15 protein-coding genes are annotated in these 13550 nt (G+C 46.6%); all 15 read left to right on the plus strand.

The genetic code is table 11. From position 1 onward, the window contains the following. The first annotated feature begins 6 nt into the window (after positions 1-6). The 15 genes from ffh (at position 7) to topA (ending at position 13506) form a co-directional block, all read left to right on the plus strand. Positions 7-1347, plus strand: a complete 1341-nt coding sequence (gene ffh / locus BR62_RS0115770) for a signal recognition particle protein (protein ID WP_007409763.1) — start codon at positions 7-9, stop codon at positions 1345-1347. 105 nt (positions 1348-1452) lie between these two features. After that, positions 1453-1725, plus strand: a complete 273-nt coding sequence (rpsP, locus tag BR62_RS0115775) for a 30S ribosomal protein S16 (RefSeq protein WP_003154296.1) — start codon at positions 1453-1455, stop codon at positions 1723-1725. After that, positions 1725-1970, plus strand: a complete 246-nt coding sequence (locus BR62_RS0115780) for a KH domain-containing protein (RefSeq protein ID WP_007611392.1) — start codon at positions 1725-1727, stop codon at positions 1968-1970. The genes rpsP and BR62_RS0115780 overlap by 1 nt, the downstream gene beginning before the upstream one ends. Before the next feature lie 90 nt (positions 1971-2060). Continuing rightward, positions 2061-2447 (plus strand): YlqD family protein, encoded by a 387-nt coding sequence (locus BR62_RS0115785; protein WP_003154291.1) that lies wholly within the window; start codon positions 2061-2063, stop codon positions 2445-2447. 4 nt (positions 2448-2451) lie between these two features. Next, entirely contained in the window at positions 2452-2976 is a 525-nt protein-coding gene (gene rimM, locus BR62_RS0115790) for a ribosome maturation factor RimM (RefSeq protein ID WP_003154290.1), read from the plus strand. Next, the gene (gene trmD / locus BR62_RS0115795; RefSeq protein WP_007409764.1) at positions 2973-3704 is read left to right on the plus strand and encodes a tRNA (guanosine(37)-N1)-methyltransferase TrmD; all 732 of its coding nucleotides are present in this window, start codon (positions 2973-2975) and stop codon (positions 3702-3704) included. The genes rimM and trmD overlap by 4 nt, the downstream gene beginning before the upstream one ends. Positions 3705-3844: 140 nt before the next feature. After that, entirely contained in the window at positions 3845-4192 is a 348-nt protein-coding gene (gene rplS, locus BR62_RS0115800; protein WP_003154288.1) for a 50S ribosomal protein L19, read from the plus strand. A gap of 142 nt (positions 4193-4334) precedes the next feature. Beyond that, a complete protein-coding gene (gene ylqF, locus BR62_RS0115805) occupies positions 4335-5183 on the plus strand; it encodes a ribosome biogenesis GTPase YlqF (RefSeq protein WP_007611396.1) in 849 nt (282 codons plus the stop codon). A 72-nt stretch (positions 5184-5255) separates the two neighbouring features. Then, entirely contained in the window at positions 5256-6023 is a 768-nt protein-coding gene (locus BR62_RS0115810; protein ID WP_007611398.1) for a ribonuclease HII, read from the plus strand. 16 nt (positions 6024-6039) lie between these two features. After that, complete coding sequence (locus BR62_RS0115815) at positions 6040-7743, plus strand: hypothetical protein (protein WP_032871461.1); 1704 nt, start codon at positions 6040-6042, stop codon at positions 7741-7743. After that, positions 7740-8021 carry a FlhB-like flagellar biosynthesis protein gene (locus BR62_RS0115820; protein WP_015239847.1) on the plus strand — a complete coding sequence of 94 codons (282 nt, stop codon included), beginning with the start codon at positions 7740-7742 and terminating at the stop codon, positions 8019-8021. The genes BR62_RS0115815 and BR62_RS0115820 overlap by 4 nt, the downstream gene beginning before the upstream one ends. Positions 8022-8195: 174 nt before the next feature. Beyond that, positions 8196-9353: an ADP-forming succinate--CoA ligase subunit beta gene (gene sucC, locus BR62_RS0115825; protein ID WP_032871463.1), complete on the plus strand. Its 1158-nt coding sequence runs from the start codon at positions 8196-8198 to the stop codon at positions 9351-9353. A 28-nt stretch (positions 9354-9381) separates the two neighbouring features. Further along, on the plus strand, positions 9382-10284 hold the full coding sequence (gene sucD / locus BR62_RS0115830; RefSeq protein WP_003154281.1) for a succinate--CoA ligase subunit alpha: 903 nt from the start codon (positions 9382-9384) through the stop codon (positions 10282-10284). 65 nt (positions 10285-10349) lie between these two features. Next, positions 10350-11249, plus strand: coding sequence for a DNA-processing protein DprA (gene dprA, locus BR62_RS0115835; protein WP_032871465.1), 900 nt, complete (start codon positions 10350-10352; stop codon positions 11247-11249). A gap of 181 nt (positions 11250-11430) precedes the next feature. After that, a complete protein-coding gene (gene topA, locus BR62_RS0115840) occupies positions 11431-13506 on the plus strand; it encodes a type I DNA topoisomerase (RefSeq protein ID WP_007409771.1) in 2076 nt (691 codons plus the stop codon). Positions 13507-13550 lie beyond the last annotated feature (44 nt).

The following is a 13550-nucleotide window of genomic DNA, read 5'->3' on the forward strand; positions in this document are numbered from 1 at the left end:
CAAACAATGGCATTTGAAGGATTAGCCGACCGACTGCAAAAGACGATTTCAAAAATCCGCGGAAAAGGAAAAGTCAGCGAACAAGACGTAAAAGAGATGATGCGTGAAGTTCGTCTTGCGCTTCTTGAGGCTGACGTTAACTTTAAAGTCGTAAAGGATTTTGTGAAAAAAGTAAGTGAACGGGCTGTCGGACAGGACGTTATGCAGAGTCTGACACCCGGTCAGCAGGTTATTAAAGTCGTAAAAGAAGAGCTTACCGAGCTGATGGGCGGCGAAGAAAGCAAAATTGCCGTCGCCAAACGCCCGCCGACCGTTATTATGATGGTCGGGCTCCAAGGTGCCGGTAAAACGACAACCACGGGGAAGCTTGCCAACCTGCTGCGCAAAAAACATAACCGCAAACCGCTGCTCGTGGCTGCGGATATTTACCGCCCCGCCGCGATTAAACAGCTGGAAACCCTGGGGAAACAGCTTGATATGCCGGTCTTTTCGCTTGGCGATCAGGTCAGCCCGGTGGAAATTGCCAGACAGGCGATTGAAAAAGCGAAGGAAGAGCATCATGATTATGTGATTTTAGATACCGCCGGACGGCTGCACATCGATCATGAACTGATGGATGAGCTCTCCGGTGTAAAGGAAGTCGCAAATCCTGAGGAAATTTTCCTTGTCGTCGACTCAATGACCGGTCAGGATGCGGTAAACGTCGCCAAAAGCTTTAATGACCAGCTCGGTTTAACGGGCGTCATTTTAACAAAGCTTGACGGGGATACCCGCGGAGGTGCGGCGCTTTCTATCCGCGCGGTCACCGAAACGCCGATTAAATTCGCCGGAATGGGAGAAAAGCTCGATGCTCTTGAAGCGTTCCATCCTGAACGGATGGCATCCCGGATTCTCGGAATGGGTGACGTGCTGACCTTGATTGAAAAAGCTCAGGCGACCGTTGATGAAGACAAAGCCAAAGAGCTTGAGCAGAAAATGAGAACGATGAGTTTCACATTGGATGATTTTCTGGAGCAGCTCGGCCAGGTCCGAAACATGGGGCCTCTTGACGAACTGCTGCAAATGATGCCTGGCGCAGGCAAAATGAAAGGCTTAAAAAACATCCAAGTCGATGAAAAACAGCTGAATCATGTGGAAGCGATCATTAAATCAATGACTGTTCTTGAAAAAGAACAGCCGGATATCATTAACGCCAGCCGGCGGAAGCGGATTGCCAAAGGAAGCGGAACATCCGTTCAGGAAGTCAACCGTCTTTTAAAGCAGTTTGAGGAAATGAAAAAAATGATGAAGCAGATGACCAACATGACAAAAGGGAAGAAAAAAGGCTTTAAATTACCTTTTATGTAATCGGTTATACATGATAAAACCGTTGTTAAGAAAAAACACTTTACAAACACTTTTATCATTGTTAATATACTATCTTGTTGAAATATTTTCGGAGGTGCTAGTAAAATGGCAGTAAAAATTCGTTTAAAACGTATGGGAGCAAAAAAATCTCCTTTCTATCGTATTGTTGTAGCAGATTCTCGTTCACCGCGTGACGGCCGTTTCATCGAAACAGTCGGCACATACAACCCGGTTGCAAAGCCGGCTGAAGTGAAAATCAACGAAGAGCTTGCTCTTAAATGGCTTCAAACAGGAGCTAAACCTTCTGATACAGTCCGCAACTTGTTCTCAAGCCAAGGAATTATGGAAAAATTCCACAACGCTAAACAAGGCAAGTAATGACTGATCAGAACTTGGAAGATTTGATTGTCAGCATTGTGGCTCCGCTTGTCGACCATCCGGAAGACATAACGGTCACAAAGGAAGAGACTGATCAAAAGATTGCGCTGCGCTTATCTGTCAATAAGTCAGATACCGGTAAGATTATCGGAAAGCAAGGCCGGACTGCAAGAGCGATTCGAACCGTCGTTTTTGCAGCTGGCGCACAGTCTTCTAAGAAAGTTCAATTTGAAATATTTGACTGAAAAAGGGAGAGGGCCGGCACCTCCCCTTTTTTTACACGTAAAAAAGGCAAATGAACAGAAATATGTTGGAAGAGTGGGGAGTCTGGTCCTATGCAGATTATTCACAGAGTAACCGTTATGCAGGTTCTGACCGAGCAAAGCAAGGAAAAGCTTTTGGCCTCTTTTGCAGAAAAAAAGCAAACGCTTGAACGAGAATGCAGCCAGCTCTATTTTCAGCTTAGAAAACATGAAAAAGATCAGCAGAATCCCGATGTAGCGGAATCTTTTAAAAAAGCCATTGAGAAAAGACAAGACAAAATCAAAATGATCGATTTCCAAATAAGCCAGACAGAGTCGCTCCCGCTTGGAAGCGAAGTGAAGGAAAAGGAGATCGATGCGCTGCTTTCAATCAACGTCGGTGATAACTGGCATGAAAAAACAGCGGCAAATACCATCGTCATAAAAGACGGGGTAGTAATTGAAATCCGCCCGAGGTGATAATATGACAAACAGATGGTTTAATGTAGGCAAAATTGTAAATACCCACGGCATTAAAGGCGAAGTGCGGGTCATTTCTAAAACGGACTTTGCCGAAGAACGGTACAAGCCCGGCAATACGCTCTATTTGTTTGCGGAAGGGGCTGCGGAGCCAATCAAAGTAACGGTCAGCGCCCACAGGCTTCACAAGCAGTTTCACCTGCTGCAATTCAAAGAAATGCCGAGTCTCAATGAAGTCGAACACCTAAGAAACATGGTGATCAAAGTCCCTGAAGAAGACTTGGGAGAGCTTGAAGAAGATGAATTTTATTTTCATGAAATCATCGGCTGCGAGGTTGTGTCAGAAGACGGGGAACTGATCGGCACAGTGAAGGAAATCTTGACGCCAGGGGCTAATGACGTATGGGTGGTTGCAAGAAAAGGCAAAAAAGATGCGCTCATTCCGTATATTGCTTCTGTGGTAAAGGATATTAATATAAATGAGAAGAAAATTAAGATTCATGTAATGGAAGGGTTAATAGACGAATGAAAATCGACTTTTTAACACTGTTTCCCGAAATGTTTCAAGGGGTGCTCGGCTCCTCCATTCTGCAAAAAGCACAGGAAAAAGAGGCTGTCCGTTTTGACGTCATCAATTTCCGGGCTTTTTCGGATAATAAACACCAAACGGTTGATGATTACCCGTACGGCGGGGGAGCCGGGATGGTGTTAAAGCCGCAGCCTGTATTTGATGCGGTTGAAAAGCTGACAGCCGGTACGGACGCCAAGCCGCGCATTATTCTCGTCTGCCCGCAAGGTGAGCGTTATACGCAGAAGAAAGCCGAGGAGCTGGCACAAGAGGAACATCTCATGTTTATTTGCGGACATTATGAAGGGTATGATGAACGGATCCGGGAACATCTTGTCACTGATGAAATCTCCATCGGGGATTTTGTGCTGACCGGGGGAGAGCTCCCTGCCATGATGATTGCCGACAGCGTTGTCAGGCTTTTGCCGGGCGTCCTCGGAAAAGAAGCATCCCACGTGGAGGATTCCTTCAGCACGGGGCTTTTAGAGCATCCGCACTATACGAGGCCTGCAGATTATAGAGGCTTAAAAGTGCCTGAGACCCTTCTGTCGGGCAACCATGCAAAAATACAAAAATGGCGCAATAAAGAATCAATCAGAAGAACCTTTTTAAGACGTCCCGATCTTCTTGAAAACTATCCTCTCACTGATGAGCAAAGAAAATGGATTTCCGAGTGGGAAAACGAATAGATTCTATTGCGCAGGCGATGAAGATATGATAAGATACTACTTGTGGCTTAAGGAGGCTTATCCTTCAGAAGCTTGAAAACGATGTTCCGCTGTGCCTTGCAGTTGTGGCCAAGAGCATCTGTTGGAAGGAGTTGAAAACGATGCAAAAACTAATTCAAGATATCACAAAAGAACAGCTTCGCACTGATCTTCCTGCGTTCCGTCCTGGTGACACTTTACGTGTACACGTAAAAGTTGTTGAGGGTAACCGTGAGCGTATCCAGATCTTCGAAGGTGTTGTGATCAAGCGTCGTGGTGGTGGAATCAGCGAAACGTTCACAGTTCGTAAGATTTCTTACGGTGTTGGCGTTGAACGTACATTCCCTGTACACACACCAAAAATCGCGAAAATCGAAGTTGTACGTTACGGTAAAGTACGTCGCGCTAAGCTTTACTACCTGCGTGAACTTCGCGGAAAAGCGGCTCGTATTAAAGAAATCAGACGATAATGATAACGAACGAAAAGAGCTTGTTACCCGTAACAGGCTCTTTTTTTATATGAAATTTGTAAAAGCAGAACAAGCAACGTAAAATACATAAGAGATCATCGGAACATCCGGTTCCGGTAAATAAGGCAGGTGTCGAAGTCACATGACCATTCAATGGTTCCCAGGCCATATGGCTAAAGCGAGACGGGAAGTAACAGAAAAACTGAAATTAATTGATATCGTATACGAATTGGTGGATGCGAGAATCCCGATGTCATCGAGAAATCCGATGATTGAGGAGATTTTAAAAAATAAGCCGCGCATTATGCTTTTAAATAAAGCCGATAAGGCGGATGCGGCTGTGACTGCTCAGTGGAAGGACCACTTTCAGGAACAGGGCATTCCCTCTCTTTCAATAAACTCCGTTAACGGGCAGGGACTGCATCAAATCGTGCCGTCCTCAAAAGAGCTGCTGAAGGATAAGTTCGATAAAATGAAAGCAAAGGGCATTAGGCCGAGAGCAATCCGCGCATTAATCATCGGCATTCCGAATGTTGGCAAGTCTACGCTCATTAACCGGCTGGCCAAAAAAAACATTGCCAAGACGGGAGACAGGCCCGGCATTACCACTTCACAGCAGTGGGTAAAGGTAGGCAAGGAATTAGAGCTGCTCGATACACCGGGAATTTTATGGCCTAAATTTGAAGATGAGCTTGTCGGCTTGCGTCTGGCGATCACCGGGGCGATTAAAGATACGATTATCAACCTGCAGGATGTGGCCGTCTTCGGGCTGCGCTTTCTGGAAGAGCATTATCCCGACCGCTTGAAGGAGCGCTACGGACTTCAGGAAATCCCTGAGGATATCGCCGCTCTTTTCGACGCGATCGGTGAAAAACGCGGCTGTTTGATGGGCGGCGGAATGGTTGACTATGATAAAACAACGGAAGTCATCATTCGGGACATCCGGACGGAAAAATTCGGCAGGCTTTCATTTGAAACACCATCAGAATAAAGACGCGCAGCGATGCGGGTCTTTATTTTTTCCGCAGAATACCGATATACATAATGTAAGGGAGAAGAGAACGTGAATACATTAACCGTAAAAAGCGTAAAAGAACGCCTGCAAGAGGTCAGGGACGAAAGCGACCCCTTCCTTGCCCAATGTGAGAAAGACCCGAGAAAAAGCGTACAGACGCTTTTAGAGCAATGGCTGAAAAAGCACGCGAAGGAAAAAGCTCTTAAAGAGCAATGGCTGAACATGACGGCATACGAAAGACTGTCATCCAAAAAGGGCTTCCGCCTGATTGCGGGTGTTGACGAAGCCGGAAGAGGGCCGCTTGCCGGACCGGTTGTCGCCGGCGCCGTCATTTTGCCGGCAGAATGCGAGATTCTCGGTCTCACGGACTCGAAGAAATTGTCGGAAAAGAAGCTCGAGGAGTATTACAGCCGGATCACGGAAGAAGCGGCGGCTGTAGGAGTCGGCATTGTCCATGCGGACGTCATTGACCGGATCAACATTTATGAGGCCGCGAGACTGGCGATGGTAAAAGCCGTCAATGCTTTAACGGAAACACCTGATTATCTGCTTGTTGATGCCATGACCCTTCCGCTTGACATTCCGCAGTCATCAGTTATAAAAGGGGATGCCAAAAGCGTGTCAATTGCCGCCGGAGCCTGCATCGCAAAAGTAACGCGGGACCGTCTCATGGCTGAGTACGCCAAAACCTACCCCATGTACGGCTTTGAAAAAAATAAAGGCTACGGAACGAAAGAACATCTTGAAGCTCTTCAGGCATACGGACCGACAACTATTCACCGAAAAACGTTCGCTCCCGTTCAATCTTATTGTTAGAAAAGAGGCTTAAGACATGAACATAAGCGGCGAAATCCAAGCGGCTTTCAGACAGCTGACGGCGGAAATCCCTCCGGACCGGCAAGACGGCGGTAAAGACAGCGGCGCTCAAAGGCTGCTGTTAGGGAAGGTTCTCCGTTTGCTGGACGATCAAAGCGCTCTTATCCAAATCGGCGGCCGGACGATGCAGGGAAAACTTGAAACCGCCCTTCGCCCGCAGGCGTATTACTGGTTTTCTTATGACAAACAGCCGGCGGAAAAAACGGGCCGGCTTCATGTCATCGACCAATTCGAAGGAAGCCCGAAAACCGTTCAGGAAGTGGCGGGAAGACTGTTAAACGCTCTTTCTGTCAAACCAGGCCCTGTGTCTCTGCAGATTGCCGAAACGTTTATGCAGCAGAAGCTGCCGATGACGGAAAACAGCCTCAAAGCTTGCATCCGCTGGGCTGAATCGCTTCCGGCCGCCGAATTGAAAAAAGCGGCGGAAACAATCGTATTTGCGCTGAAACGGGAACTGCCCGCACATCCGGAAGTCTTGTCAGCCATTCATGCCGTTAAATATCCGGTTCCGACCCGGCGCCTCCTCTCAGGACTGCTTCAGGCAATCAATCAGGCTCCGCAATCGGCAAAAGAGCTGTCTGTGCTCAAAGAGGCGGTTTCTGACGTGTTAAACGCGGAAACGGATCTTCATGCAGAACGTCTCCTGAAGAAGCTTGCCGAGGCTGCACGCATGCCGCTCTCAGAAACCGGGCTGATGGATGAAGGAGAACGGACGGAATCAAAACAATCACCATTTGTCCGAGAGACTCGTGAAAACGGAAAGGCAGTCTCAAGCCAGCCTTCTCCTCCGAGTGCACGGGCAAATCCGGAACTTCCTGAAAAAACGGCAAAACAGATTATAGAGAAATTAATGACATCGGCAGAAAAAACTGAAAACCGTCCCGTAAAAGTAACGGCGGAGATCATTAAGGCTTTCATTTCTCAAGAAAAAACATTGAAAACAGCACCTGTTCTTCAAAACGCACATCTGACAGAACAGGAGGCGGCTGTTTTCGAAAAAGCCGCTCAGCTCACCGAATTGAAATATGCAGAAAAACATGATGTATTAAGCCTTTTGCAGAAAATCAAAAAAGGACTGGGCACACGTGATGAATTATCATTCATTACAGCGCTTGAAAAAGGCGTGTCTCCGCAGCCGGAGAAACAAGCGCTGAAAACAGCCCTCCAAGCCGTCCGGACGCTTCAAGAAGCGCCCCAATCCGTTAAACAAGAGGCGGAACCGCTTATTCATAAATTAAACGGCCAGCTGTTTATTGAGCAGCATAACCCTTCTTTTACGCAGATGGTGCTGTCATTTCCGCTGGGAGCGTCCGCGTATGAGAATGACATCACAGTTCTCTTTAAAGGACGGAAGAAGCCGGACGGAAAACTCGATCCGTCACATTGCAGGCTCCTGTTTTTGCTGCACCTTGAAACACTGCAAGAAACCGTTGTGGACTGCATGATTCAGCAAAATGTAATGACCATTACGGTTGAGACTGATTTTGAGCTTCAGGCGGCCATCGACCCTCTCGTACCGGCTTTAAAAGAAGCCGTAAAAGAAACGGGCTTCAGCCTGTCAGGCGTCACGGCTAAAAAACGGCGCCCGAAAGACCAGAGCGCTCTTGTGGAAGAGTTTATAGAAAAAGACGGCGGAAGAAAAGTGGATGTGAAAATATGAAAGAGCAAACGCCGTTAAGAAGAGCTGTCGCCCTGCATTACGACCGGCAGAAAGACCAAGCCCCGAAGGTTGTCGCAACAGGCAGGGGGCACGTGGCGGAAAATATTATAAAAGAAGCTGAGAAGGCTGGGGTTCCCATTCAGGAAGACAGAACCCTTGTCGAATTAATGCGCCATTTGACGGTTGACGATCAGATACCGGAGGCGCTTTATGAAACCGTTGCCGAAATTTTTTCATTTGTTTACAAACTGGACGAAACCCTGAAAAACGAAAAATAAGGACCATTCATTTCCCGGACTCCGTTTAAATTTATATTTTCAATAAAATAAAAGTTAGAATGTTTGGAAGGATATAAAGATTTTGTTTTGAACCCTAGACAATTCTTCCAGTATTATATAGAATGAAAGCGCAGTCTATTTTTAGTTTTGCTACATAAGTTAGGAGGATGGGAAATGAATATCCATGAGTACCAGGGAAAAGAAGTCCTCAGAAAATACGGGGTGTCTGTTCCTGAAGGTAAAGTGGCTTTTACAGCAGAGGAAGCAGTTGAAAAAGCAGAGAGCCTGTCAAGCTCGGTTTATGTCGTAAAGGCGCAAATCCATGCTGGCGGCCGCGGCAAAGCTGGTGGGGTAAAGATTGCAAAAACAAAAGATGAAGTGAAAGAGTATGCCGAAGAACTGTTAGGCAAGACGCTCGTCACACATCAAACGGGTCCGGACGGACAAGTAATAAAACGCTTACTTATTGAAGAAGGCTGCGATATTAAAAAGGAATACTATGTCGGGCTTGTACTTGACCGTGCTACTTCAAGAATCGTTTTAATGGCGTCTGAAGAAGGCGGAACGGAGATTGAAGAAGTAGCGGAAAAAACACCTGAAAAAATTAAAAAAGCGGTAATTGATCCGGCTGTCGGCCTTCAGGGCTATCAGGCAAGGGAAATTGCATTCGCAATTAACATCCCGAAAGAGCTTGTCGGCAAAGCCGCTAAATTTATGCTCGGTTTATACAAAGCATTTGTTGAGAAGGACTGCTCCATCGCCGAGATCAACCCTCTCGTCGTTACGGGGGACGGAAACGTCATCGCGCTGGATGCTAAGCTGAACTTCGACAGCAATGCGTTATACAGACAAAAAGACATTATGGAATACAGAGATTTAGATGAAGAAGATCCGAAAGAAATCGAAGCGTCAAAATACGATTTAAGCTACATTTCCCTTGATGGAAATATCGGCTGTATGGTAAACGGCGCGGGTCTTGCAATGTCTACAATGGATATCATTAAACACTACGGCGGAGAACCTGCAAACTTCCTTGATGTCGGGGGCGGCGCAACCGCAGAAAAAGTTACGGAAGCTTTTAAAATCATTCTTTCCGATCAAAACGTAAAAGGAATTTTCGTCAATATTTTCGGAGGCATCATGAAGTGTGATGTCATCGCCGAGGGCGTTGTTGAAGCGACGAGACAAGTCGGATTGACATTGCCGCTGGTCGTGCGCCTTGAAGGGACAAACGTAGATTTAGGAAAGAAAATCCTGAATGAATCAGGCTTAAACATCACATCTGCGGAATCAATGGCAGACGGCGCACAGAAAATCGTATCCTTAGTTTAGGAAAGAATGAAAGGCAGGGGACCAGATAATGAGTGTTTTTATCAATAAAGATACAAGAGTTATTGTACAGGGGATTACAGGTTCTACCGCTTTATTTCATACAAAGCAGATGCTGGAATACGGCACGAATATCGTTGGCGGTGTAACACCTGGAAAAGGCGGAACGGAAGCGGAAGGCGTACCGGTATTCAATACGGTCGCAGAAGCGGTTCATACAACGGGCGCAGATGCGTCAGTTATTTACGTGCCGGCTCCGTTTGCGGCGGACGCAATTATGGAAGCGGTTGACGCGGAAATTGATCTTGTCATTTGTATCACTGAGCACATTCCGGTTTTGGACATGGTGAAAGTGAAGCGCTTTATGGAAGGCAAGAAAACGAGATTAATAGGGCCGAACTGCCCTGGTGTTATTACACCTGAAGAATGCAAGATCGGCATTATGCCGGGATACATTCATAAAAAGGGTCATGTAGGCGTTGTGTCCCGTTCAGGAACATTGACATACGAGGCTGTCCATCAGCTTTCAGAAGCCGGCGTAGGCCAATCTACCGCTGTAGGGATCGGCGGCGATCCGGTCAACGGCACGAACTTTATTGACGTGTTAAAAGCGTTCAATGAAGATCCTGAAACACATGCTGTCATCATGATCGGAGAAATCGGCGGCACAGCTGAAGAAGAAGCGGCTGAGTGGGTGAAAGCGAACATGACGAAGCCTGTTGTCGGCTTTATCGGCGGTAAAACCGCGCCTCCGGGAAAACGTATGGGCCATGCGGGCGCCATCATCTCCGGAGGAAAAGGCACGGCAGAAGAAAAAGTCAAAACGATGAACGCCTGCGGAATTGAAGTCGCGGAAACCCCTTCTGTAATGGGTGAAACGCTGATTAAGGTGTTAAAAGAAAAAGGCTTATTTGAAACGTGCAAAACGCACTGATCGAAGCAGGGGCAGCCGTAACGGCTGTTCCTGTTTTTGCTGAAAAAAAGAGGAGGTTTCCAGATTTGGATCAAGCATCGCGCTGTTTAATGGTCTGCAGTATTAATCAAATCATTTCCCCGTCTCTTCTATTAAAATGGTGGAAAGCTGATCATTCTCTGTCTTTTTTACCGGATCCGCATCCATTAACTGTTTTATCAGAAGGGAAAACAGCCCCGGAAGCAATTTTTCGGGAAATAGAGCGCAAGGATCCGGAACTTGATGAAGTTCTGTCCGATTACCGCCGCGAAGGCATTACTGTCATTCCGATTTCATCAAGCCGCTATCCAACATGGCTTAAAGCGATTTATGATCCGCCGGCTGTCTTGTATGCAAAAGGGAACACGCTGCTTCTTGAAAAAGGCAGAAAAATCGGGATTGTAGGAACGCGGAAACCGACGGAAGACGGAATAAAAGCGGTTGGGCATCTTTCCGCCGAACTCTCAAAAAAAGGCTGGGTCATTGTAAGCGGGCTTGCATCCGGTATAGACGGATTGTCTCATAAGGCGAGCATCAGGGCAAAAGGGCTTACGATCGGCGTGATAGCCGGCGGATTCCATCACATCTATCCCCGGGAAAATCTCCTGTTAGCAGAATACATGGCTGAACACCATCTCCTACTCTCAGAACATCCTCCTGAAACAAAGCCGAAAAAATGGCACTTTCCGATGAGAAACCGCATAATCAGCGGATTAAGTGAAGGAATTGTGGTCGTGCAGGGAAAAGAAAAAAGCGGTTCATTAATCACAGCTTACCAGGCTCTCGATCAAGGCAGAGAGGTATTTGCCGTTCCGGGTTCCATATTTAATCCATATTCCGGAGGACCTATAAAACTCATTCAAGAAGGGGCGAAAGCTGTATTATGCGCAGAGGATATTGACGGAGAGCTGACCGCCCGATGCGTTCAGTATACGGAACCCTTTTGAAATATCGTTTGACAAACGGTATTGTAATATTTAATAATAGTGAGGATTTAAAGTTGCACATTATTTTCATGTATAAAATGACGTTCATCATAAAGAATGAAATGTTGAAAGCCAAAAAAAGGCAGCTCTAAAATGAATTGATACTTGAAAAGAGAGAGAACACCTCTTGAGGGGGATGAAAATGTCTGATTATCTAGTCATCGTGGAATCGCCGGCAAAGGCGAAAACGATTGAACGTTATTTAGGGAAGAAATATAAAGTCAAAGCTTCAATGGGACATGTCCGGGATCTTCCGAAAAGTCAAATGGGAGTTGACATCGAACAGAACTTTGAACCGAAATATATTACGATCCGCGGAAAAGGCCCTGTTTTAAAAGAATTAAAAACAGCGGCAAAGAAAGCAAAAAAAGTCTATCTCGCGGCCGACCCCGACAGAGAAGGGGAAGCGATTGCATGGCATCTCGCACACAGTCTTGATCTGGATCTCAGCTCGGACTGCCGGGTCGTCTTTAATGAAATAACGAAAGACGCCATTAAAGAATCATTTAAACATCCGCGCATGATTAATATGGATCTTGTCGATGCGCAGCAGGCGCGCCGCATACTAGACAGACTCGTCGGATACAAAATCAGCCCGATTCTTTGGAAAAAAGTAAAAAAAGGCCTCAGTGCGGGCCGTGTGCAATCCGTTGCGCTCCGGCTGATCATCGACCGGGAAAAGGAAATCAACGATTTTAAACCTGAAGAGTACTGGACGATTACCGGCTCATTTTTAAAAGGAAAAGAGACGTTTGAAGCCGGATTTTTCGGAAAAAACGGCAAAAAGCTTCCTTTAAAAAGCGAAGAAGACGTAAAAGCCATCCTTGCTCAGCTGAAAGGCAATAAGTATACAGTTGACAAGGTTACGAAAAAAGAGCGCAAACGAAATCCCGCTCTGCCGTTTACAACGTCCACTCTGCAGCAGGAGGCTGCAAGAAAGCTGAATTTCAGAGCGAAGAAAACGATGATGATCGCGCAGCAATTATATGAAGGAATTGATCTCGGCAAAGAAGGGACAGTCGGGCTCATCACGTATATGAGAACGGACTCAACGCGGATTTCCAATACAGCCGTTGAAGAAGCGTCAGCTTTTATTGATCAGGCGTACGGAAAAGAGTACTTAGCGGGAAAACGGAAACCGGCAAAGAAAAATGAAAACGCACAAGATGCCCACGAAGCGATCCGCCCGACTTCGGTGCTCAGAAAACCTGCCGACTTAAAAGCGGTGCTTGGAAGAGACCAGCTCAGATTATACAAGCTGATTTGGGAGCGCTTTGTTGCAAGCCAGATGGCCCCTGCCGTCCTTGATACGATGAGCGTCGATCTCAGCAATAACGGATTGACATTCCGGGCAAACGGAAGTAAAGTCAAATTCGCCGGCTTCATGAAAGTCTATGTAGAGGGTAAAGACGATCAGCTGGAAGAAAAAGACCGCATGCTTCCGGACCTTAAAGAGGGAGACACGGTTTTATCGAAAGATATTGAGCCTGAGCAGCACTTTACTCAGCCGCCTCCGCGTTATACAGAGGCGCGCCTGGTTAAAACGCTTGAAGAACTGGGGATCGGCCGTCCTTCGACATATGCGCCGACTCTTGACACCATCCAGCGCCGCGGTTACGTGGGATTAGACAATAAACGGTTTGTGCCGACTGAGCTTGGGCAGATCGTGCTGGATCTTATCATGGAGTTTTTCCCGGAAATCATTAACGTTGAATTCACGGCTAAAATGGAAAGAGACCTTGACCATGTTGAAGATGGCCAGACAGAATGGGTTCAAATCATTGACAGCTTCTATACCGATTTCGAAAAACGCGTGAAAAAAGCGGAAGCCGAAATGAAAGAAGTGGAAATTGAACCTGAATACGCCGATGAAGATTGTGAGTTATGCGGCTCCCGGATGGTTTATAAAATGGGCCGATACGGCAAATTTATGGCGTGCTCCAATTTCCCTGACTGCCGGAATACAAAACCGATTGTCAAACAAATCGGCGTAAAATGCCCTAAGTGCCATGAAGGAAACATTGTCGAACGAAAATCAAAAAAGAAACGCATCTTTTACGGCTGTGACCGTTATCCTGAATGTGACTTCGTATCTTGGGACAAACCGATTGAACGAAAATGCCCGAAATGTGAAAATATGCTCGTAGAGAAAAAGCTTAAAAAAGGCATACAAGTCCAATGCGTCGAATGCGATTATAAGGAAGAACCACAGAAGTAGCGGTGAGCAGAGCCTTGCTCACCTTCTTTGTGTGGAAGGGACAA

Source organism: Bacillus sp. UNC69MF, assembly GCF_000746035.1.
Lineage (GTDB): Bacteria > Bacillota > Bacilli > Bacillales > Bacillaceae > Bacillus > Bacillus velezensis.

Coding starts and splice junctions, on each gene's coding strand:
- ffh (WP_007409763.1), top strand. CDS start 7: ATGGCATTTGAAGGATTAGCCGACCGACTGCAAAAGACGATTTCAAAA.
- rpsP (WP_003154296.1), top strand. CDS start 1,453: ATGGCAGTAAAAATTCGTTTAAAACGTATGGGAGCAAAAAAATCTCCT.
- BR62_RS0115780 (WP_007611392.1), top strand. CDS start 1,725: ATGACTGATCAGAACTTGGAAGATTTGATTGTCAGCATTGTGGCTCCG.
- BR62_RS0115785 (WP_003154291.1), top strand. CDS start 2,061: ATGCAGATTATTCACAGAGTAACCGTTATGCAGGTTCTGACCGAGCAA.
- rimM (WP_003154290.1), top strand. CDS start 2,452: ATGACAAACAGATGGTTTAATGTAGGCAAAATTGTAAATACCCACGGC.
- trmD (WP_007409764.1), top strand. CDS start 2,973: ATGAAAATCGACTTTTTAACACTGTTTCCCGAAATGTTTCAAGGGGTG.
- rplS (WP_003154288.1), top strand. CDS start 3,845: ATGCAAAAACTAATTCAAGATATCACAAAAGAACAGCTTCGCACTGAT.
- ylqF (WP_007611396.1), top strand. CDS start 4,335: ATGACCATTCAATGGTTCCCAGGCCATATGGCTAAAGCGAGACGGGAA.
- BR62_RS0115815 (WP_032871461.1), top strand. CDS start 6,040: ATGAACATAAGCGGCGAAATCCAAGCGGCTTTCAGACAGCTGACGGCG.
- BR62_RS0115820 (WP_015239847.1), top strand. CDS start 7,740: ATGAAAGAGCAAACGCCGTTAAGAAGAGCTGTCGCCCTGCATTACGAC.
- sucC (WP_032871463.1), top strand. CDS start 8,196: ATGAATATCCATGAGTACCAGGGAAAAGAAGTCCTCAGAAAATACGGG.
- sucD (WP_003154281.1), top strand. CDS start 9,382: ATGAGTGTTTTTATCAATAAAGATACAAGAGTTATTGTACAGGGGATT.
- topA (WP_007409771.1), top strand. CDS start 11,431: ATGTCTGATTATCTAGTCATCGTGGAATCGCCGGCAAAGGCGAAAACG.